The sequence below is a fragment of the Paenibacillus sp. JNU01 genome, assembly GCF_059130585.1.
The window spans coordinates 2,834,459-2,853,713 of sequence record NZ_CP169723.1; the positions used below are offsets into that span (position 1 = coordinate 2,834,459).

24 protein-coding genes are annotated in these 19,255 nt (G+C 46.9%); 6 read left to right on the forward strand and 18 right to left on the reverse strand.

What is annotated here, in order from left to right:
• Positions 1-180: 180 nt before the first annotated feature.
• From NLBNIHML_RS12390 to uptA, 8 genes are all read right to left on the reverse strand, one after another.
• Positions 181-564, reverse strand: a complete 384-nt coding sequence (locus NLBNIHML_RS12390) for a hypothetical protein (protein ID WP_024631336.1) — start codon at positions 562-564, stop codon at positions 181-183.
• Between the two features lie 218 nt (positions 565-782).
• Entirely contained in the window at positions 783-1,016 is a 234-nt protein-coding gene (locus NLBNIHML_RS12395; RefSeq protein ID WP_339237677.1) for a sigmaY antisigma factor component, read from the reverse strand.
• Positions 1,009-1,344: a YxlC family protein gene (locus NLBNIHML_RS12400; protein ID WP_339237679.1), complete on the reverse strand. Its 336-nt coding sequence runs from the start codon at positions 1,342-1,344 to the stop codon at positions 1,009-1,011. The genes NLBNIHML_RS12395 and NLBNIHML_RS12400 overlap by 8 nt, the downstream gene beginning before the upstream one ends.
• Before the next feature lie 2 nt (positions 1,345-1,346).
• Entirely contained in the window at positions 1,347-1,883 is a 537-nt protein-coding gene (gene sigY, locus NLBNIHML_RS12405; RefSeq protein WP_494354469.1) for an RNA polymerase sigma factor SigY, read from the reverse strand.
• Between the two features lie 99 nt (positions 1,884-1,982).
• On the reverse strand, positions 1,983-2,228 hold the full coding sequence (locus NLBNIHML_RS12410; RefSeq protein WP_339237685.1) for a hypothetical protein: 246 nt from the start codon (positions 2,226-2,228) through the stop codon (positions 1,983-1,985).
• A gap of 553 nt (positions 2,229-2,781) precedes the next feature.
• Positions 2,782-3,414 carry an MBL fold metallo-hydrolase gene (locus NLBNIHML_RS12415; RefSeq protein WP_036607016.1) on the reverse strand — a complete coding sequence of 211 codons (633 nt, stop codon included), beginning with the start codon at positions 3,412-3,414 and terminating at the stop codon, positions 2,782-2,784.
• Positions 3,415-3,420: 6 nt separating this feature from the next.
• Entirely contained in the window at positions 3,421-3,990 is a 570-nt protein-coding gene (locus NLBNIHML_RS12420) for a thioredoxin family protein (RefSeq protein ID WP_339237689.1), read from the reverse strand.
• 2 nt (positions 3,991-3,992) lie between these two features.
• Positions 3,993-4,607, reverse strand: a complete 615-nt coding sequence (gene uptA, locus NLBNIHML_RS12425; protein WP_339237691.1) for an undecaprenyl phosphate transporter UptA — start codon at positions 4,605-4,607, stop codon at positions 3,993-3,995.
• A 160-nt stretch (positions 4,608-4,767) separates the two neighbouring features.
• Between uptA and NLBNIHML_RS12430 the strand changes: the two genes are divergently transcribed.
• Positions 4,768-5,115 (forward strand): dehydrogenase, encoded by a 348-nt coding sequence (locus tag NLBNIHML_RS12430; RefSeq protein ID WP_494354470.1) that lies wholly within the window; start codon positions 4,768-4,770, stop codon positions 5,113-5,115.
• Positions 5,116-5,771: 656 nt separating this feature from the next.
• On the opposite strand, the gene NLBNIHML_RS12435 is transcribed toward NLBNIHML_RS12430, so the two are convergent.
• From NLBNIHML_RS12435 to yyaC, 5 genes are all read right to left on the reverse strand, one after another.
• Positions 5,772-8,366 carry an O-antigen ligase family protein gene (locus NLBNIHML_RS12435; protein WP_494354471.1) on the reverse strand — a complete coding sequence of 865 codons (2,595 nt, stop codon included), beginning with the start codon at positions 8,364-8,366 and terminating at the stop codon, positions 5,772-5,774.
• 191 nt (positions 8,367-8,557) lie between these two features.
• Complete coding sequence (locus tag NLBNIHML_RS12440; protein ID WP_339237698.1) at positions 8,558-9,805, reverse strand: class I SAM-dependent methyltransferase; 1,248 nt, start codon at positions 9,803-9,805, stop codon at positions 8,558-8,560.
• Positions 9,806-9,901: 96 nt separating this feature from the next.
• On the reverse strand, positions 9,902-10,606 hold the full coding sequence (locus NLBNIHML_RS12445; protein ID WP_494354472.1) for a DUF6483 family protein: 705 nt from the start codon (positions 10,604-10,606) through the stop codon (positions 9,902-9,904).
• 267 nt (positions 10,607-10,873) lie between these two features.
• Entirely contained in the window at positions 10,874-11,665 is a 792-nt protein-coding gene (locus tag NLBNIHML_RS12450; protein ID WP_494354473.1) for an alpha/beta fold hydrolase, read from the reverse strand.
• 60 nt (positions 11,666-11,725) lie between these two features.
• On the reverse strand, positions 11,726-12,283 hold the full coding sequence (gene yyaC, locus NLBNIHML_RS12455) for a spore protease YyaC (protein ID WP_339237705.1): 558 nt from the start codon (positions 12,281-12,283) through the stop codon (positions 11,726-11,728).
• A 158-nt stretch (positions 12,284-12,441) separates the two neighbouring features.
• Here yyaC and NLBNIHML_RS12460 point away from each other — a divergent pair, with 158 nt between their 5' ends.
• Positions 12,442-12,666 carry a DUF1128 domain-containing protein gene (locus NLBNIHML_RS12460; RefSeq protein WP_253440906.1) on the forward strand — a complete coding sequence of 75 codons (225 nt, stop codon included), beginning with the start codon at positions 12,442-12,444 and terminating at the stop codon, positions 12,664-12,666.
• 106 nt (positions 12,667-12,772) lie between these two features.
• On the opposite strand, the gene NLBNIHML_RS12465 is transcribed toward NLBNIHML_RS12460, so the two are convergent.
• Positions 12,773-13,498 carry a pirin family protein gene (locus NLBNIHML_RS12465; RefSeq protein WP_339237711.1) on the reverse strand — a complete coding sequence of 242 codons (726 nt, stop codon included), beginning with the start codon at positions 13,496-13,498 and terminating at the stop codon, positions 12,773-12,775.
• Between the two features lie 139 nt (positions 13,499-13,637).
• The gene (locus tag NLBNIHML_RS12470) at positions 13,638-14,657 is read right to left on the reverse strand and encodes an asparaginase (RefSeq protein WP_494354474.1); all 1,020 of its coding nucleotides are present in this window, start codon (positions 14,655-14,657) and stop codon (positions 13,638-13,640) included.
• Positions 14,658-14,832: 175 nt separating this feature from the next.
• On the opposite strand from NLBNIHML_RS12470, the gene NLBNIHML_RS12475 reads away from it, so the two are divergent.
• From NLBNIHML_RS12475 to NLBNIHML_RS12490, 4 genes are all read left to right on the forward strand, one after another.
• The gene (locus NLBNIHML_RS12475; protein ID WP_494354475.1) at positions 14,833-15,534 is read left to right on the forward strand and encodes a phosphatase PAP2 family protein; all 702 of its coding nucleotides are present in this window, start codon (positions 14,833-14,835) and stop codon (positions 15,532-15,534) included.
• A 134-nt stretch (positions 15,535-15,668) separates the two neighbouring features.
• Positions 15,669-15,926 (forward strand): GlsB/YeaQ/YmgE family stress response membrane protein, encoded by a 258-nt coding sequence (locus tag NLBNIHML_RS12480; RefSeq protein WP_017692278.1) that lies wholly within the window; start codon positions 15,669-15,671, stop codon positions 15,924-15,926.
• A gap of 64 nt (positions 15,927-15,990) precedes the next feature.
• Positions 15,991-16,398, forward strand: coding sequence for a YtxH domain-containing protein (locus NLBNIHML_RS12485; protein WP_074096444.1), 408 nt, complete (start codon positions 15,991-15,993; stop codon positions 16,396-16,398).
• An 82-nt stretch (positions 16,399-16,480) separates the two neighbouring features.
• On the forward strand, positions 16,481-16,846 hold the full coding sequence (locus NLBNIHML_RS12490; RefSeq protein ID WP_339257403.1) for a DUF5665 domain-containing protein: 366 nt from the start codon (positions 16,481-16,483) through the stop codon (positions 16,844-16,846).
• 20 nt (positions 16,847-16,866) lie between these two features.
• Here the strand turns inward: NLBNIHML_RS12490 and NLBNIHML_RS12495 are convergent, their stop codons facing one another.
• The 3 genes from NLBNIHML_RS12495 to rsbW form a co-directional block, all read right to left on the reverse strand.
• The gene (locus NLBNIHML_RS12495; protein ID WP_494354701.1) at positions 16,867-17,892 is read right to left on the reverse strand and encodes a magnesium transporter CorA family protein; all 1,026 of its coding nucleotides are present in this window, start codon (positions 17,890-17,892) and stop codon (positions 16,867-16,869) included.
• 139 nt (positions 17,893-18,031) lie between these two features.
• A complete protein-coding gene (locus NLBNIHML_RS12500; RefSeq protein WP_047841571.1) occupies positions 18,032-18,805 on the reverse strand; it encodes a sigma-70 family RNA polymerase sigma factor in 774 nt (257 codons plus the stop codon).
• Positions 18,802-19,254 carry an anti-sigma B factor RsbW gene (rsbW, locus tag NLBNIHML_RS12505; protein WP_339237721.1) on the reverse strand — a complete coding sequence of 151 codons (453 nt, stop codon included), beginning with the start codon at positions 19,252-19,254 and terminating at the stop codon, positions 18,802-18,804. The genes NLBNIHML_RS12500 and rsbW overlap by 4 nt, the downstream gene beginning before the upstream one ends.
• Position 19,255 lies beyond the last annotated feature (1 nt).

Genomic DNA, 19,255 nt, shown 5'->3' on the forward strand with positions numbered 1-19,255 from the left:
CCCCCTCTGCAATACAAGATATTCTAGCAATTGTCTCTGAACCGATTCTGAACATCATGTAAACGGCCTTAATAATATTGATTTTTCTCTGTTATCGTATTATGTAAGTAAAGAACCTTAGTGATTTACCTATTATTGTAGAAATAAAAAAGAGCCGGCATCAGCCGACTCCTCAAAATTCTAAATCCATGCACGCAGATTAACCTGCTTTATAAAATCCGCCTGAGACATAACATCGTTCGCGGTTTCCTCTTCCTCTTCCACAGCTTGAAAATCTCCGTTCATCAAATGATGAAACAGCTTCTCATTGTGTGTCGCAAGGGCGTAATCTATCAACGCTTCTCGCTCGACCCGCTCAGCTTCCTGCTTCAGCAGAACCTCTTCCAGATCGACGTCGCCGGATGGAACAAAAAAGTTCCGATTCACCTGCGGCACTCGAAGCACGTAATCGAACGCATTGTCCGGATTCCGGTCATAAGCGATGATGAAACCATATTCCCCCACAGGAAGATTCTGCTCAAACGCATCCGCGACGATGACAACCTTCTCTCCTAATCGCAGCATCGTCTAACCTCCTGGTAGTCTATCTTAATATTTATTTGTATAGTCTACTAGAAAAGAATAACGATGTCTAGGAATACTAGAATTAAACAACATATTTGTGCAAAATCTTTTTCCTCTCTATTAATACGTGTTCAAAAAGAACAGTACACAGTACCGAAAAGATGGATAAAGCTAGAAATGGAGTAGCGATTTTTTCTAAATAACCTCTATTAAAACAATCATGTTTTCTTTGTGGATCCACCTGGCTTGCGTTGTGATCGAATCACGACAAACCAATATATGATGAGCGGCGTGGGAAATCCGGTGATCCCCCATAATCCCCATAACCAAGGGAAACGTCCACGTCTACGTGCGTCCTGAAAGATCCATGTGCCTTGAACCAAGAGAAAAATGCCAAGCAGTATAAGCCACAATGGAGAAATTTCATCCAATGAATAATGCATTTTATTCATGACGAACCTCCTTCCGGCGCCGTCCTGCCCAGATCACAACTAAAATCACGGCAACAACTGTACCAAAAGCTTGGATACCCAAATATAGAGCTGGAGCAGATACGAGGAATAATGCCCCGAACGTAATGGCTAGCAATCCCACCAACCAGAAACAGATCATCTCGATCCAATGGGCTCGTCGTCTGATCTGTCTTCGTTCTCTGACTTGGGCTTCAAGTGAACCTAATGAAGGTATGTTTGCCGGCTCAAACGCATCATCAAGTACTCTCATGTGTTGCTGCAATCGCTCTACAACCTCTTGTTCCTGTTCATCATCTGATCTGCTCATCCTTATTCCAGCTCCTTTCTTAACTGACGGAGACCGTAGGCTGTTCGTGACTTCACCGTTCCGGAGGGAATACCCAACATTTCGCCAATTTCGTCATATCCGTATCCATAATAATGCTTCAACAGTACTGCCACACGATGTTCAGGTGTCAGCCTTGTCATCGCATCCATGACATCTGTCCATTCTTCATTCCGACTCTCGAGCTGCCAGCGGAATCGACGTACAGCCTGATCACGGATAAGACTAAGCCAGCTCTGCTCTCTCTTCTTGCGTCTTGTCTTGTCGATATAGATTCGGGTCGCAATGGTAATCATCCATGATGAAAAGGCAGACGTGCCATCATATCGATGGATATTCTCCATACAACGAACCATCGTATCCTGCACGGTCTCTTCCGCAAGATTCGCGTCCATTGTAACTTTGACAAGATACTTATACACAAACGTGTAGTTACGTTGTAACAAAGCTGCGAGTGCACTATCATCTCCCGATACCGCTCTGCGTACTTCTTCAAGTTCAGCTGCCTTGATCATGGTCATCACCTGCTTCCCGTTCAATCTGGAGTTAATACGACAGGCTCTGCGGAAACGTTCAATGAAATTTTAAAAAAAAATCTAACCCGACAATTTCCCGGGCAATCAGACTTGATTCCGGTAATCTTGCAGCTTGTCGAACCACGGTTGCTTGTGGGCTCCATTTCTTAACACACGGCTTGTCCATATATTCTGCTCAGACTTCATCACTTCACCGGTCACGCTAGGGTTATGTATTAAAGTTCGCTTGGTACTAGTTTCTCTTTTCACACTTTCCAATATGCGACGGTTTTCATCCATAATCGAATGCTCGACACGCTGTCCCAACGGGATAACTCTTATTTTCTCCACTTTGATATTCCCCACTCTCTCATGATCTATATAAGTCGAACTAAAGATTATTTACACTGACACTACGATGACAGAATAACCTTCCAATCGCTGTTATCCCCAGATTTTTTGATTCCCTTTTCTTAAAGGGAAAATCCGGGGAAAGCGTATGCTTACGATGCAGCTTTCTTCCAGAAAGCTTTTAGGCGAACGCTTCGCTTTTTCAGTTTTTTTCTGTCCTCTCCGTTATCTTGTAAATGATTAGTTCAACTTATATACTGTTTTTTTAATTTATATTTCTAAATCAATCTCTACTTGCTATTGGTCTCAAACTGGCTTGATGAAGCGCATCTTACATCTCTGTGTAGCGTAAAAAAGGCTAATTCTGTGATAAAAAGGTCTGAAAACAAAAAAAGAACGCAAACCGGGTATAGACCACAGTCTGCGTGCTTCGCGAGGTTGGGTGTTTCTTGGTAATGCTTCAGTTAGATGACCTTAACGCTTGTAACAACTAATTGCTATTCTAATGAAAAAGTTGTCACTTGTCCAGACTTTCTTCACATATCATGTCGGATTATCTTGCGGACACGTAAGGATTGTTCTGTTTCTCATAACCAATAGTCGTTTTGGGACCATGTCCTGGATACACTTTAACCTCATCAGCAAAGGTATACAGCTTGTTCTGAATCGAATCAATCAGATCCCGTTCACGTCCTCCTGTGAGGTCCGTTCTGCCTACACCCATGCGGAACAGTACATCACCGGCAAAGAGATCGTTATCACAAAGCAAACTTACACTGCCTGGTGAATGTCCAGGTGTATGGAACACTTTAAACGTATGTCCAATCAGATTCAGCTTCTGCCCTTCATCCATGGCATATTCAGCAGGATCTGTCGAAAGTGGTGGTGTCGCCTGCGGCCAATTCAAAGATCCATTTAATTTTGGGGTCGTGAGCCAGTCACTCTCCAAGTCATGAAGATAAACGGGACAGCCCTTCAATTTACGGATCTCATCTACCCCGCCCATATGATCAAAGTGAGCATGTGTCAAGAGAATAGCTTCGATCTCCAAATCTTGAATCGCCTTAAGTAGCGGCCCTGGATTCATGCCCGGATCGATAATGACAGCTTTGCCCGGATCATCTCCTTGTAAGAGATACGCATTGGTCTGAAGCGGGCCGAGTGTAAACGTGCGAATGTTAAGCATATCGGCTTAGTAACCCGAAATCAGTTCACGCAGCTCACGGATAATGGCCGCATGTGACTCCGTTCCTTCCCCATAACGTTTACCAATCTCTTGACGCGCTACAGCCAAATTCTCTTGATAATCTGCTGCTTCACGATCCGGATTAAGGCGTTTGAATTCAACCATGACTTCCTGTACATGCTGCGGACGAGGTCCCCACTGACCAAGCACATGACCACCTGTATCTGCAAAAATAACGACTGGCACGGAACGGCCACCCATCGTCAGGAACTCATCCATCACTTCAGGATGGTGCTCCATAATCAGAACTTCAGTTGGAATTCCTGAGATTTCAAGCGCCTGGAATACAACCGGAATATTACGGACAACATCCCCGCACCAGTCAGCAGCCAGAATTAACACACGCAGGTCGTCGCGATGGTTCAGGCTTTCAAAGAACTCACGATCCTCTTCGTTCGACCAAGTAAAGCTATCATAGTTGGCCTGGAATTCACTTTGGTTCTTGGTCATACTTTCGATAAATTCCTTCGGTGGCAGACCTTTACCGAATTTGTGAGACAAGTTGGGTTTACCCATAACTAGACACTTCCTTTCTTTTTGCGAGCATTCATCCATTTAATAAGTACATAAACGATCATAAGGGCGAGAGCGACAAGCAAAATAGGCATAACATATGGCGCCGCTTTCTCATCAATATGCTTCCATTGATCTCCAAGGATCATCCCTAAATATATAAACAATGCAGTCCAAGGTATAACAGCGAGTGTAGTAAGCAAAATGAATTTACCTACGTGCATTTTTGTGATGCCAGCCGGGATGGAGATGGCATGCCTTACCACCGGAACAAAACGCGCCGTGAAAATGACACCTGCACCATACTTGCGAAACCACTCCTCGGAATGGTCGATGTGTTTTTTCTGGATGAGTATGTATTTACCGAAGCGTTCCAGTACAGGTCTGCCGCCATAACGGCCAATCCAGTAAATAAATAACTGGGCAACCACACCGCCCACCGTACCAAAAATCATAGCACCGAAGAAGTTGATATTACCTTGTGAAACGAGAAACCCTCCATACGCCAGCACAATTTCGCTCGGAATAACTTCTAACATTAATCCAAGCATGATTCCAAAGTACCCGAGACTTTGAATCCAATCGAACAATTGGCCGACAAGGTTATGAATAAAGTCCATCTCAACCCTCTTTCTCCATCCTGATTGGCGGTGCCCCTCCGCACCATGGATGTTCGTCCCTATTTTATCACAGGCCTGTATACGTTGCTACTTCAAGAGGTTGGGATAGTGTCCCGTTCGCAGCACTCCGCATATGGTATGGGGAGAGGAGCGTGAGAAGATGTCACACAAGTCAATACCCGGTTCTCCGCCGGTCAAACATACGCAATCCGGTCAAAATCTTCCTTCCGCCAGGGGAATTCGCAGGGCATGCAGCAAGGAATTGTACCGGACAGCCAAAAGGCTAAAGGTATATGTCTCTCCCGAACGGATGAAGCAGGCGGAAGAATATTATTACAGTAAGGTAATTGCGAATCTGATCTGGATTGGGGAAAATCGCGACAACCGCAAGAAATTATGTGAGTGGTGGAACTCGGATGTCAGTGCAGAAATTGCCGCGCTGTGGGAAGTAGAGGTCGAACCATTAAAAGATGCGTTTCAGCATGCATTTGGCGGATATCGCCTGTAGAAATGCAGGAATAAAAAACTTCTCTTATAGGTGGAGTCAGGAGATGTCTACTGGGTTAGGGGTACGGTTACGGTTGGAACGGAGCATGGAGCCAATGAACACCACGGAGTGTGAACAACCTTGGAGTATGAGCCTTAACAGGGAGTGCAACAAAGCTGAGAATATGAGCCTAATAGAGAGTGCGAACATAAATAGTGGGTTTGAACAACGCTGGGAGTTTGAACAACGCTTAGTGCATGAACAGGAACAGCGAGTGTGAACATAAACGATGCTGTGAAAAAAGCTGGCAGTATCTTTACATGTTCATGCTCATGCTTATGCTCAAGCCCACGAGCGATAACGAATCTGAGGCGACTTATTCAAGGATTTGAAACACTCTCAGAAATTTAAGGAATCTGAAACATGTTATATCGGAATTTTCGGCCTATTATAGGGTATCTGTCAGGAGATTTGTGGAAATAGCGTGTCTGAAGTTCCTTACAAATTAAAAGGAGCAGCTAAAGGCCAAATAAGACATCCTGTGTTCCTTAGAAAAACGTATACCATCCCCGCGAGGCAGCCAGTTTAGATTTCAGAATTTACAGATTTTAGAGACTTTAGAGACGCTGACATCCATTGTTATATCGCTCGGGTCAGCGTCACTATTCACCAGTGAGTCAAGGGCTACGCTTGGTCAACTCTGGAGAAAATGGAGGAGAAGAAGCCCCCGCAAGCCTGCGCAGGTTCTCTCCATAGCCTGGAGCATGTTCTTCCAGTAAAAAATGGCGATCATTGCGATCCCCCCCTGCTTTCACTTCCTCAGCCAGCAGTTGATACCGTTCATACATCTGTACACCAGCGGCGGCAGTCTCTCGGGCTCGTTCTCTATATCCTGCCTTCCATTCCCGCCGCGCTGCCTGTTCCATCCAATACAAAGCGACGGATTGACCATTGCCATCATACCGGTTCAATGCGATCGCTTGTTCAAAATATGTTCCAGCCTGCTGCCCTTTGCCGAATTGGGCAGCCAATCGTCCCAATTCGATGTAACTCTGAGGCTGCATCGGGGAAAGGGACAAGCTGTTCAGAAGTAGTGATGTTGCTTCTTGCCCCGGGAGAGATCGTGCAAGCGTTATTATGATGTCGGTTCGATTCGGATTTGATTGAAAAGCAGCCATAAGATGCATCTTGTGTGCTGAAGTTCCCTCCGGTTCAGTCATCGCCTGACGGTACTGCAATTCTGCTACGGCGAAGCGGGAGGTCAGCCACATTGTTCCACCTAGCCAGAAAAGGATGATCATCACTGCGGATGCCCTTATTAACCGAGCAATCACTCGCTGAAGTATACGAAAGAAGGTACGCATCGGGATAGTTGATAGGCTGAATTGAGTTGATAAAGATTGAAAAAAAACAGTTCTGGCTCTGGATCTGAATTTGGATATGGATTTGGATATGGATTCAGATCTGAAAGGTGTGTATTCCGCAGTTCCACCCAATTGCTTGCCTTTCACTGCTTCGGTCTTCAATGCGGATGCCCAAGAACCAAGCCAAATAAAAAGCATCCAGAATAAGGTGAAGCTCCAGTCAAAGTCCATCGCCCCATGCAGGCCAAAAACAAGCACTGCTGGCATAAGCTGCGGTGCAAAATAAAAGGTGCTTCGCAGGGTGAGGAGAAACCACCCTGCGACAAGCAGGATGCCGATCATGCCCGTGTCCAGGGCGAGATCAAGCAAGCCGTTGTGGACCTCGCCTCCGACATATGGCGAGGATTGAATGGCGCGGAACATGTTGCGCCATGTGTCTCCCCCGTGGCCAAGCCATGCGGCCTCGGTCCACAGCTGGAGGGCATCCCGCCACATCTGCAGGCGGGATACCCCCGTGCTGACACCTGCCGCTAGGCGATCGGCGGTGGAGGCCACGGCCATCAGGGCGGCGGTGGCTTCCGCCAGCACGATGGCCGTCAGGGCAGCGGCGCCGCTGTGCCATAGGCGGCACAGCAGCAGCGTGCCGAGCAGCGCAGCTGCCCATGCCCCGGCCAGTGCCAGCAGGCCGGGCACGGGTGCAGGCGCCAGCTGGGCAGCAGCCAGCTGGCGGTACAGCCAGGCCGCGCACGCTAGTGGCGCGGCCATGGCCAGCAGCAGCGGCAGGCGGGCACCGCGCCGCTGCACAGCAAAGGCGGCGACCGCGGCGCAGCCGGTCGCCAGCCAAGCGCCGCGCGACTCGCTCAGCAGGAGCGCGGCTTGCGCGGGCATGAGCGGCAGCACTGCCGCGATGAGTCGCCCGGCCGGCACAGGCCGGGCCAAGACTCGCGCGGCGGCGGACAGCCGCTCCAATACGTACATGCCAACAAGGGCACCGTACGCATTAGGGTACTGCAATAATCCGCCGAGCCGTGCTCCGGCGGAGCTGATCTCGGGGTCAGCAGTCCGCATTACCCCGAAGGGCAGCGGCAATACTCCGCACACGGCAAGAATGCCGCTTAGCACAAGCAAGCCGCCGGCCATCTGCCAACCGCAAGCCAACCAACGCGCACCATCCGTGCGCGCAGCCAGTATTGCGGTGAGCAGCGTAAACAGCGCAAGCAGGCTCCAACGCAGCATCTCATCCATACTGCCCTGTCTACTCACCGAGCCTGTCCATGCGTGTAGCCCAAAACATGTCATCATCACTAGCGGCAACAATACCCGCCAAATCTCCTGCAATCGAAATACTTTCTCAACCATTCGTCCCATGTTCCTCTGCCGATGTACCAATGACATGGGTATCCGTTCACTCGCCTTCTGCAGACGAAAGACTGTAAGAAATAGCACTATCACAATCATAATCAAACTGCTTCCTGCTGCGATCAGAATAACAGGGTACAGTTCCACTGAATAATACAGTCCTCGACTCAGACATGCTGCGAGCAGCAAGACAATGGAGAGTATGCCCACTGACCAAGTCCATCCCGACCCTGAATAATGTTCACATCTCAAACTTCGAGAAGAACTGCCTGACCCCTCCGTTTGCATAACTCTATTTGTACGGTATGTAGCATCTTTTTTATACATATCATCTTCGTTGTATGTCTCTTCCCTATTATATGTACTGTCTCTACAGATCCTACTGCCTCTACCGTCCCTACTGCCCCCATTATCTATATCCTTGTTATCTACATATTCTTTATCATTTGCGTGGTGAATCCCCTCAAACGCCCGTTCCATAAGTTCCTCTCTCGCCGCATACCCTCGTTTATACCTTACAACTCCCTTATCTATCGCCCTATTCTTCATCCTTATCCACCCTCCTTCCTTCCAGCGCTCGATACGCATAACAAAAAGACAGAAGATCCCGATAAGGGGTCCTTCTGTCTGATACATAACTGACAGTTATGGTGTTGCCTGCTACAACGTATGTGCATAATATTGAACTTTACATTCAAGGACCCTAATTGCAGTATGTCCCTGGATTGGCATCGGCACACTTAGCAAATGTCACAATTCGTGGAATCCTGGACGGTTTCTTTGTTCGATTTTGATTTCCCAATAACCTGCTTGCCATCATCAGGGAGCAAATCCGAACAAGCCCGCTCCAAATATGGATCGGCATGAATGAAATCACGGAAAGCCGTATATTCGTTCCACATCTCTGACACTTCACCCGCCTGACCGCGAACAGCACGTATCAATATGTTTTTAGGTGTATTCTCCATATCGATGAATTCAAGTAATTGTGTCTTGTATCCCATTAGATCAAGCAATTTGGCGCGAATTCCATCCGTAGCCAGTGCGGAGAAACGTTCCTTGAGGATGCCATGGGACAACAACGGATTCATCACGGAAGCCTCTACTTGGTCGAACAGTTCATGCTGACAGCAAGGAACAGACAGAATAACAGAAGCCCCCCATCGAACCGCTTTCTCCAAAGCAGCATCGGTAGCTGTATCACAGGCATGCAGTGTTACAACCATATCCACTTCATTCAATTCATCGTAGTCCGCGATGTCTCCAACCAGAAACTTCAGATCACCATAATGCAATCGATTAGCTAGATCATTACAGTGTTCAATGACATCTGCCTTCAAGTCCAACCCAATAATTTGTAGTGAACGCCGTTGTTGTACAGACAGATAGTGATATAACGCAAAAGTCAGATAAGACTTGCCACAACCAAAATCAACAATGGTAAGTGGACGTCCCTCCGGCAGATGCGGAATGACATCCTGCACCATTTCGAGGAAACGGTTAATCTGTCTGAACTTGTCATACTTGCGGGCCAGCACACGACCTTCTTCGTTCATAATGCCAAGTTCAACAAGGAACGATACGGGTACTCCCTCTTCCAATACATATTGCTTCTTGCGATTATGCGACAGATCCACCGCAGTTTTGGAAGCCGATTTAGTCAGAATCGATACTTTATATTTTTTGCTGATCAAAATTTGATAGTCTGCATCGGTAGTACAGAGCAGGCCTTGACGAAACGTCTCTTCGCATAGCAAAGTCATGCGCTCTGCCGCTTCAGCCGGAGTCAAATTCTCGTGCAGCACTTTGTTGTTATAATGAAATGCAAATTGATAATGCAGCTGATTCTTCAGTGTCACCGGCTTGACTTGCACTTTGGTATACGAGACATTGTCCCGTCTGCGCAGCTGGCTCCAGGTCGCTGTAATCAGCGAATTCTGTTCAAAGATGTCTTGTATAAGCTTTCGCAATGAATCCACGGGGTACATCTCACTTTCGGTTTGGTTTGGTCAACCGTTACCATACCACACTTCCGTTCCCTCTCCAAGTGAAGGCAGGTAACAAGCCTTGATGCAATCCATATTTTATGAGTTCATCTCTTGACGACTTAGTTCGGTTAGTCCCTCTTCAACTTCGTTCCGTGGCAGACCGCCCTGCTCCAGCTGTTCATCCGTGAGTTGGCTCAACCTTTCATAGAATGCCTGTACATCATCTCGGTAGCTCACCGGGAATTCAGCACCAAGCTGGAGCAGCCTGTACCAACTGTTCTCTGCCTGGTCGTAACGCCCTTGTTGCTCACGATAGATGGCAAGCTGTCTTTCGGTCCGGGCAGGAAGTTCATATTCTTTGGTAAGCTCCAATACACCCGCCACCCGTTCCGGTGCATTTAATAACCGGGGATTAGCGCCATGATTCAATGCATACAGGTAAAAATGAAGTGATCTCATCAATCGGATGACAGCCTCATCCTCTGCGTCCATTCTCTCCTGATCCTCTATACCTTCCACTTTGGCCTTCTCTTGATAAATATAGGCTTCTTCTTCAATCAGCCTGGCGGCGTGCTGCAGATTGTCCACTTCAATCATTCCACGAAAACGGAACATTTCAATAACATCCTCAGCTGGCAACGAGTTCAGCAAAGACAAGTTTAGCCCAAACTGCCTGCGCATCAGCTCATCCAGTTCAGACAATGCCTCGGTGTGCTTACGTTGCTGTTTGAGCGTGAACACTTTACCTATTGCTTCAGTCATTTCCTCCATCATGCGGAGCAGATAATCTTTTCTGAACATGCTGTATGCCCCCTCATCATTCGACCTTATCCATTCAATCGCTCTCATAACGTCCTATTGTAGTTATTTTAATTCATGCCATGACAAAAAGCCAAAAACAAGACACATGTCTTTACTCTGGCCATGGAATAGACAAAAACCCCTGCTTATCCCAAAAGGACGTTGCAGGGGTTCGAATGATATGGGAACCGGTAATTCTCCAAAAGGAATTAAGACTATCCAGTACCCAACTATATTTAATGAAATTAACATAAATCACTTCATTGATTACTTCGATAATCCAGCCATAAATTGCTTAATGACCTGAATTAATTCTTCAGGAGCTTCATACATGCTCATATGACCCGCACCCGGGATAACAGCTTGCACGATATGCGGCTTGTCACTTGTAAATGTACGTTCTGGCGGAATAACAGCATCCTTCTCTCCTGCTACCAGCAATACAGGTAAAGGAGTGGCGGATAGTACATCGCGGCGATCCGGGCGTTCACGCATAGCAAGAGCAGCACCAACAGCACCTTGAGGCGCGGTCTGATAACCAATTTCCTTCACGCGTGTTACGTGCGTGGATAACGACTCAACATGTTCCGGTGCAAATAAGCCAGGAACCAGTCCATCTACAAAATTCACGATACCTTCCGTTTGGATGGTGGAGACGGCACGAAGGCGTTTCTCTTTGGCTTCTTCACTGTCCGGGTAGGCTGTGGAATGAATCAGGCCAAATGCATTCAAACGCTCAGGGTGACGTTGTGCGATCGAGAGCGCAATATATCCCCCCATCGAGTGTCCCAGAAGGACAGCCTTTTCCACATTCAACTCATCCATTAACTGTAATACATCGTTGCCCATCTGTTCGATGGTATAACTTCCTACAGGTGCATCTGTTTTCCCGTGTCCACGCAGATCAGGTACGATACAGCGATAGCTGCGTGCCAGTTCAGGTACGACCTCATCCCAATACGATGAACTGCCACAGTATCCGTGGAGCAAAATGAGTGCTTCTCCCTTACCTTGTTCGGCATAACAAATCGTCGTTCCATCACACATCACTTTTTCCATATGAATCCCTCTCTCTGCGCGAATTAAATAATTCAGGTTGTATATTATTAAGCCTACATCTCATGAATGAAACGTTTGTCTCCATTTCCATGCTTCAATTGCGGCGTCTGCAATCGTTCGGGACATCTCCATGACCGAGTGAAGCGAGGTCATCTGCAATATGGAATAAGGCCTTGGTCCATTGGCATTAACCACAGCTGCCAGACTGTATTGTCCGACAGGAGGGAGCTTCCCTCCAACCGATTGAGCTGGAATGAGTGGGTTGTTCGAGAGATAATATGTACCTACGGCATGCTTGGGACCCAGACACGCATCGATCGCTATGATGGCATGGTGTGCAGGAATGAGTGCTAATTTCCTCTCCAGCGTGTCTGCATCACAAGGGGAAGACAGCGTGCCTATCACGTTACCTATTCCATTCTCTTGCAGGATACTCCCTGTCAGCGGGCCCAGGGCATCCCCGGTGGAACGATCGGTTCCGATGCAGACAAACGTGATTTCATCTAGAGCGTGAAGTTTGAGGATATTTTCGAAAAATAAAATCAGATTCTCTGCAGGCACGCCTTTGCGGACTTCCCTTCCTTGATGGCGAACCATTTCTCGCTTATACGCTGCCAAGCTGTATTCCCTCCAGTACACTCTGTTTTCCATGAAAACCGGTTGTTGTATCCATCATTGTAACCGATGCTTGGTTTCCCCGCAAAAGCATTGGCCTGTGCACTTCCAATCATGATACAATAACAAGAGTTTCCGATACGGAAGGGATGAATTTAACGATGGATTTAACACAAGCAACAGCAGCCAATATGGAATATATGATTGAAGCGATCAAAACCAAACTGCGTATGGCAAGCGGTGCTGCCATGCAAGCTTCGTCATTCCCACTTGAGAAATATGAAGATCTGTTTGACCTGTATGAAATGATTTTGGGCAAGGAACATCTCAGTATCTCCGAAGTGGAAGCTGTCGCTTCTGAACTGGGTAAGCTTCGTAAATCCTAGTCCAAGCAAGCAAAAAAAGGACCTGTCTTCCACATCAACGTGGCAACAGGTCCTTTTCCCCTATTTTTGTTTCAAGACTATCGTTATTAGGAAGTACATCTGATCCTTAAGGCAGATCAACCAGAACAAATTCGGCAGGTTCACTGTCTGTACTCGTAATTTGCAGATCGCAGCTTTTACGAATTCGTGCAGCATCCCCCGGCTTCAGGCTGAAGTTACCGTCCGAGCAAAGAATCTCCACATGTCCACTGATCAGGAAAAGATGTGTCCGTCGCTCTTCATGTTGCGGGTACATCAACTTCTTCCCAGACTCCAAATGGGACAGGTAACAGGTTACATCCTGGGAAATAGGCAATGCGCCTTCGGTTCCCTCGCCCCCTTGCCCGGATACAATCGGACATAAACGATTCAAAGGCTCCTGTGGCTCTATTTTCCGATTCGTATAGGATGGTTTCAGCATACGCTCCGATGGCAAAAACCACATCTGAAGAAATCGTACCGGTTCATCCGCTGACGGATTGGTCTCGGAATGTTCCACTCCCGTACCTGCACTCATCACCTGGACTGTACCCGGTTCAAGCAATTGTTCTGTTCCCATACTATCCGTATGTTTGAGTGTACCTGATATGACATAACTGACAAGCTCAAGATCATGATGTGGATGTTTCTTAAAGCCTTCTTGCGGCATCAGCGTGTTTTCATTATGAGCCAGCAGACAGCCAAAATGGGCGTTGCTTGGATCATCATAATCCGCAAAGGAAAAGCTGAATTCACTGTGTATCCAACCTCGATCCGACGTGTGCCTTTCTTCCGATGTCACCACTTTAATCATGTTCATCCACCTCCAGGGGTTTAGAGCTGCCACATTACTGCGGCAGTCCATGCGTGTATATGAATTGTTTAGATAAATACCAGTTGGTATGTCATCTTTACCCGGGGTCCGGCAACTCTAATCACGCCCCTTCTTAAGGTTATACGCTATCTTCAAGTGAGTGGAGAATGAACTCGCTATCTGCATGACCTACAAGGGTACCCTCATCATTACGGATGTCGGAAGGGAACACTTCAGCCAATCGTGCAAGGGTTCTCTCATTGGAATAACCGATCTGTTTCAGGATGGATTGGGTAATGAAGGCCCACTCTTCCTCGGAACCATCAAGTACCTTGAAGGTGATTCCCAATCGTTCTTTTTTCAGACCAAAACCGAATACCCCTTTGAATCCACCTTTTGCGACAATGTTATCGTCTTCCAGCAGTACTGAATCTACACGCTCTGTGCCCCCTACCATTAACGGATGTTCATTCATGGCTGATGTAATCGTCTCTACAGCTGTTCTTGTAGAAGGATCGGCGATAAGATCCGGACAAGCGAGCTTCAGATAGGCGTTCGACAATGCTGATAACGGCAAAGAAAATACCGGAAAGCCGCAGCCATCCGTCCCAAGCTTAATCTCTTTTTCCTCAATACCTGCCAGGTCGGCAAACGTTTCGAGAATTTCACGTTGTACGGGGTGATCCGATTCAGCGTAACTGCCCAAATCAACCTGCTTCATCTGACTGTACCCCAGAATTCCCAGATGTTTTCCGGAGCAGTTATGCAAGATGCGGCGTTTCTCTCCTTGTCCACGTATCCATTGATTACGGCTTTCTTCATTAAGCGGGTAGCTTGGTGCACAGATCAGGCACTCTTCACCCAGTCCGATTTTACCGGATAACTGCTCCAGCACCCGAATGTGTTCCGGCTCCGAACGATGCGAAGAGGACATAATGGCAATCTCCTGTGCAGATAGGCCATAGTGACTGACGATCCCTGCCCGGATTCCTGGAATAGCTTGAAAAGGTTTGGCAGATGAGCGAGTGAACGCTCTAAAATGAGGGTCGCCAGCCGAGTATACGATTCGGCCATTCTCATCCGTAATACTTATGTGTCCGTAATGGGCGCATTCCATGACGCCTGCACGGTATTCTTTAATTAACAAGGCACTCTCCATGCGAGTTCTCTCCTTTGTGCTCCCGATTTCATCTCTGCTTTGCGTCACGACGCCGCATGGGATATCTTAAATAGTATAGTACAAAAGCGACGTTTTTACAGTTTTTTCGACATGCATTTCGGGTATAGCTTAATCATCTATGTTCATGACTACCATAATGAAGGAGAAACTCACTATGCCACGCAAAATGTCTACACCATTCTCATCAGGTTCGACCTCTGGCATGTCGTTACGCCCCCTCTTCAATTGGAGTTTGGCTGGTATGGCTATCAGTGCTTCGGTCGTATTCATCATGGCAGGTCTGGGTGCCTGGTTGGGCGATGATTCTATTATTCGTCTGGATGCTGAAATTCAGCAATTATTTTATCTGAATTCGGATTCACGTCTGTATCTATTGCCTTACACTGCATTCATAACCGCGCTGGGCTCATTCAAAATCTCTGCTGTAGCCGCAGGAGGGTTCGCCCTTCTTTTCTTCATACAACGCAGCCCAAGGTTTGTTATATATGGATATGCGATCACGGGAAGTTTTGCCATGATGTGGATCCTGAACACGTTATTGAAAGAATTTTTCAGACGAAGCAGACCTGAACTGGATCATCTGCTGGTCGTTCATGGGTACAGCTTTCCCAGCGGACATGCCATGATCTCCATGGGCTTCTACGGCATGCTCTTTGTAATCTGGGCCATTGAGCAACAGCGACACAACTCTTCTAGTATGTGGCTTCCTGTTCTATGCGGCATCATTTTTATTTTCTTGATTGGCCTGAGCCGCATCATGCTCGGCGTACATTATCCTACGGATGTATTTACGGGATTTGCCGCTGGATTGGCATGGATCTTCTGCATTATTAAAGGTATTAAACAAAGTCACTAAAGAAGGAATTCCTCTGATTTCCAGTTCATTCATCCTCACCTTTATTGTTTCACAGGGTTGCACGGCGTTTATATACGAAGTAAGCAAACGCGAACAGACAACATCCTACATCAAGTTTAAAGGAGGCGGTTGTTATGTGGGGCATCATTATCAGCATTGTGATGGCTGTCATCATCGGTTTGATCGGAGATGCACTTGCCGGTCACAACATGCCTGGAGGCATAATCGGTGCAATGATTGCCGGATTTGCCGGAGCCTGGCTGGGAGCACTTTTGCTTGGTAACTGGGGACCCGTTATCGGTAACTTTGCCATCATCCCTGCCATCATTGGTACAGCGCTCTTTGTTTTCTTGCTGGGGCTTGTGTCCAGACTGCTAAGACAGGCTGCCTGATTCGGGCAACAAGGTGTTCGTTGTTTCGTATTTGTTTCTTAATTTGAAGAAGGAGTGATTAGACATGAATAAAGCAGAAGAGCAATATCCTGTACAGACGGGTTCGACTTTCGCCAAAGGGATTTTCATCGGAGGTTTGCTGGGAGCGGCTGCGGCCCTACTCTTTGCGCCTAAACCGGGACGAGAATTGCGTGGTGACCTTTCCGAGAAAGTAGGCATGGTTACTGACCGCACGAAAGAAGTTGCAACGGTTGTAGGTGATAGAGCATCCGAACTGGCTAAAACGGTCTCATCCAAAACTTCCGACATTGCAAAAACAGTAAACCAAGGACGCAATGATGTCATGGAATCTGTGAGAAAAGCATCCGCGGATGTGGCTAACGAAGCATCCCGTGCATCTGAAGAAGTGGCTGCCGCTTCCGTAGAAGCGAAGGAAGATGCACGTAAAGAACTTAACTCGACTAGCCTGTAAGGCGATATAGATCGAGTGACCAATAGCCAGCTGCACTCCAGCTGGCTATTTTTTATCCAATGCGAGTTGAGGGGGAATAATTATGAGTAAAGTTACAATTAACGGTAATACTCCAATTACGGGGGGAACACCGGCACAGCAGTACGATACAAGCGATCATCCTTTTGAATTGCGACACGAGGTAAAGCGATTGAACACACGTCTGGACCAGATTGCGGACAGTCTGGAGAGAGCACAGATCAAAGATATTATTGAGAATTACAGCAGTCCCAAAAAGCGGATTATTACCAACTTCACAGCAGGTATGGCACGAGGGCTCGGTCTGACCGTAGGTACCTTTGTTGTTCTGGGTCTGCTCGCATTCATTCTCAGCCAATTCGTCAATATGCCGATTGTCGGTCAATATATTGCTGACTTGCTTGGCTATATTGAAGATTACAAGAAATAAGGAGACTAACCGACCGCAAGCTATCCCTTACGTTTTTCCGTTTCTCCTTTTTTCTCAATCTCTTCAGCTGAAGGCTGTGAGGATTTCACTTTGAGCAGATCCCCTGTCCATCCTTTCATCATCAGCCATACGTACATGCCAATCATGCTTAGGATAATGGCAACAAGGACCAGAACAACTCCCCATGATTTATCGATAAAGGGCAGGTTCTCAAAGTTCATTCCCCATATCGCGCCGGCAGCCGTGGCGGGTATGAACACAGCGGTGACAATGGTCAGTGTTTTCATGATCTCATTCCCACGCACACCGGAGATCGCATTATCAATAGAGATTAATGTATCGATCTCTTTCTCGTAGTGTCTAAACAATCGTTCCATTCGCTCTACGCGATGTTGGAGCTGTTGGAAGTATCGATTTTCATTGATTTCATCAAGGTAAGCCTCATGTGAAGCGGCCATCAGTTCCGAGTAAGGGATGAACAGATTACTCCAATACAATAATTCAAATCGAGCGGCGAGAATCTGGTCCATCAAGGTGCGAGCATTGCGGGATTCCATCTTCCGTTCCAGATCACGCAGGTTCATCTCAAAATGATCCATTCCCACATGGTAGTAATGCAGTATAGCTCGAAAAAGTACAAACATCCCATCCCTGGCCTCGCTACATTGCTGTAACATATGAGCACGTTCATCTGTCTTCATAATCCCTCGTGTGTTGTCATCCATATTCAAAGTAACCAGATGATTGCGATCGACGTAGAAAAACATCTTATTATCTTGACGTTGGTCATCTCTCTCATTCTTGATCGCATATAACAAGGAACCAAATATGACCGGCTCTGTACCGTTCACAAAACGGACGGACAAATAATTCGATTCCACTTCCGGAATTTTGTGAAGCCAATACTGCATGTCCGGAAATGCCTCTGACAGTTCCTCCAATGCATCGTTCATGCTGTTGTTGTCGGGTGCAACCCAATCCCACCATTGCCAATGGTCCGAACAAGATAACTTGTCACGGCGACGTTCCAACTTGATTTGGTTCACAATCACTTTATCCACTCCTGCACTTATGTTCGTTCATTGCACAATTACCTTTTTTGATCCCAAAAAGGACACGTATGCATTTCAGTGCAATGACGTGTCCTTATTTATGCCGTACTCAACAACATTAGGGTTCCATTTTTCATAACATTGAAGCATTCGACATGATCTGTTTCAATTTCTCTGTAGCTCGCTTCTGAATACGAGATACGCTCATCTGTGAAACACCAAGCTTCTGGGCAATTGCCCGCTGAGATTGGCCATCCTGAAAGGCTAGAATAAGTACCTGCTGCTCTTGTTCCTTTAATTGTCCCAATGCCTGTTGCAAGTCCATCCGTTTTTCGACCGAATCATAGTCATTAACATCCGCACTGATCAGTTCACCTAATGTTGCTGCACTGTCATCCTGAGATAGAGGAGAATCCAGTGACACATAGTGATAACATTCCCGACCAGCCAGAACTTCAATCGTCTCTTCTGCAGTCAAATCAAGGTATTCAGCAATTTCGTTCACACCGGGTGAGCGCTCCAGCTTCACGGTTAACTCATCAATGGCATGTTGCACAAGTGCTCCCTTTTCCTTAATTCTCCGGGGCACCTGAATATACCAGGATTTGTCTCGCAAATAGTTCTTCATATGACCAATCATGCTTTTCATGGCATATGGTTCAAACGGAATACCCAGGTTGATATCGTATTGCTTAAGCAAACGAATCAAGGCCATCTGCCCGGTCTGATACAGATCTTCGTATAGATCGGGGCGATTCCGAGCAATTTTACCTGCTGCCATCTTAACCATCGGTTCATATTTACGGATGAGAACTGTTGCAATTTCATTATCTTGGGTCTGCTGGTATTCCCAGATCAAACCAATAGCTTCAGACATGGACTCTGGGGGAGTCACTTTTTCATTCATACTTTCTCCTCACTTCTTGCAAGACGTTTTACGAGTACTACTTTCGTACCTTTGCCCGTCTCACTTTCCACACTGACATCGTCCATCAAGGCTTGCATCAGGTAGAACCCGAGTCCGCCAATCTGTGCTTCTGTCAATTCTTTGTCGTGAAGACCAGCACGTGACACAGCAGGGTTCATGTTCTCGAAGCTTGCACCTTCGTCCTTGACAGTAATGGACAATGTATCGCCATCCACTTCGAATACAACTTCAACCATGCCGCCTTCGTGTGAGTAGGCATACAGTACAGAGTTGTTACAGGCCTCGGATACAGCAACTTTCATATCCTCAATGTCTTCATAAGAAAATCCCATTTTTGATGCTACTCCATAGAGATTGAGTCTAACAATATCAACGTAATCAGCTGTCGCCGGTAAATTAAGGGTGACTCTTTGAACTTCTGCATTCATT

Coding starts and splice junctions, on each gene's coding strand:
- sigY (WP_494354469.1), bottom strand. CDS start 1,883: ATGACCATGATCAAGGCAGCTGAACTTGAAGAAGTACGCAGAGCGGTA.
- NLBNIHML_RS12390 (WP_024631336.1), bottom strand. CDS start 564: ATGCTGCGATTAGGAGAGAAGGTTGTCATCGTCGCGGATGCGTTTGAG.
- NLBNIHML_RS12475 (WP_494354475.1), top strand. CDS start 14,833: ATGCCACGCAAAATGTCTACACCATTCTCATCAGGTTCGACCTCTGGC.
- NLBNIHML_RS12395 (WP_339237677.1), bottom strand. CDS start 1,016: ATGAATAAAATGCATTATTCATTGGATGAAATTTCTCCATTGTGGCTT.
- NLBNIHML_RS12420 (WP_339237689.1), bottom strand. CDS start 3,990: ATGGGTAAACCCAACTTGTCTCACAAATTCGGTAAAGGTCTGCCACCG.
- NLBNIHML_RS12460 (WP_253440906.1), top strand. CDS start 12,442: ATGGATTTAACACAAGCAACAGCAGCCAATATGGAATATATGATTGAA.
- NLBNIHML_RS12400 (WP_339237679.1), bottom strand. CDS start 1,344: ATGAGCAGATCAGATGATGAACAGGAACAAGAGGTTGTAGAGCGATTG.
- NLBNIHML_RS12430 (WP_494354470.1), top strand. CDS start 4,768: ATGTCACACAAGTCAATACCCGGTTCTCCGCCGGTCAAACATACGCAA.
- NLBNIHML_RS12415 (WP_036607016.1), bottom strand. CDS start 3,414: ATGCTTAACATTCGCACGTTTACACTCGGCCCGCTTCAGACCAATGCG.
- NLBNIHML_RS12480 (WP_017692278.1), top strand. CDS start 15,669: ATGTGGGGCATCATTATCAGCATTGTGATGGCTGTCATCATCGGTTTG.
- NLBNIHML_RS12465 (WP_339237711.1), bottom strand. CDS start 13,498: ATGATTAAAGTGGTGACATCGGAAGAAAGGCACACGTCGGATCGAGGT.
- rsbW (WP_339237721.1), bottom strand. CDS start 19,254: ATGAATGCAGAAGTTCAAAGAGTCACCCTTAATTTACCGGCGACAGCT.
- NLBNIHML_RS12500 (WP_047841571.1), bottom strand. CDS start 18,805: ATGAATGAAAAAGTGACTCCCCCAGAGTCCATGTCTGAAGCTATTGGT.
- NLBNIHML_RS12445 (WP_494354472.1), bottom strand. CDS start 10,606: ATGTTCAGAAAAGATTATCTGCTCCGCATGATGGAGGAAATGACTGAA.
- NLBNIHML_RS12440 (WP_339237698.1), bottom strand. CDS start 9,805: ATGTACCCCGTGGATTCATTGCGAAAGCTTATACAAGACATCTTTGAA.
- NLBNIHML_RS12470 (WP_494354474.1), bottom strand. CDS start 14,657: ATGGAGAGTGCCTTGTTAATTAAAGAATACCGTGCAGGCGTCATGGAA.
- NLBNIHML_RS12490 (WP_339257403.1), top strand. CDS start 16,481: ATGAGTAAAGTTACAATTAACGGTAATACTCCAATTACGGGGGGAACA.
- NLBNIHML_RS12450 (WP_494354473.1), bottom strand. CDS start 11,665: ATGGAAAAAGTGATGTGTGATGGAACGACGATTTGTTATGCCGAACAA.
- NLBNIHML_RS12435 (WP_494354471.1), bottom strand. CDS start 8,366: ATGAAGAATAGGGCGATAGATAAGGGAGTTGTAAGGTATAAACGAGGG.
- uptA (WP_339237691.1), bottom strand. CDS start 4,607: ATGGACTTTATTCATAACCTTGTCGGCCAATTGTTCGATTGGATTCAA.
- NLBNIHML_RS12485 (WP_074096444.1), top strand. CDS start 15,991: ATGAATAAAGCAGAAGAGCAATATCCTGTACAGACGGGTTCGACTTTC.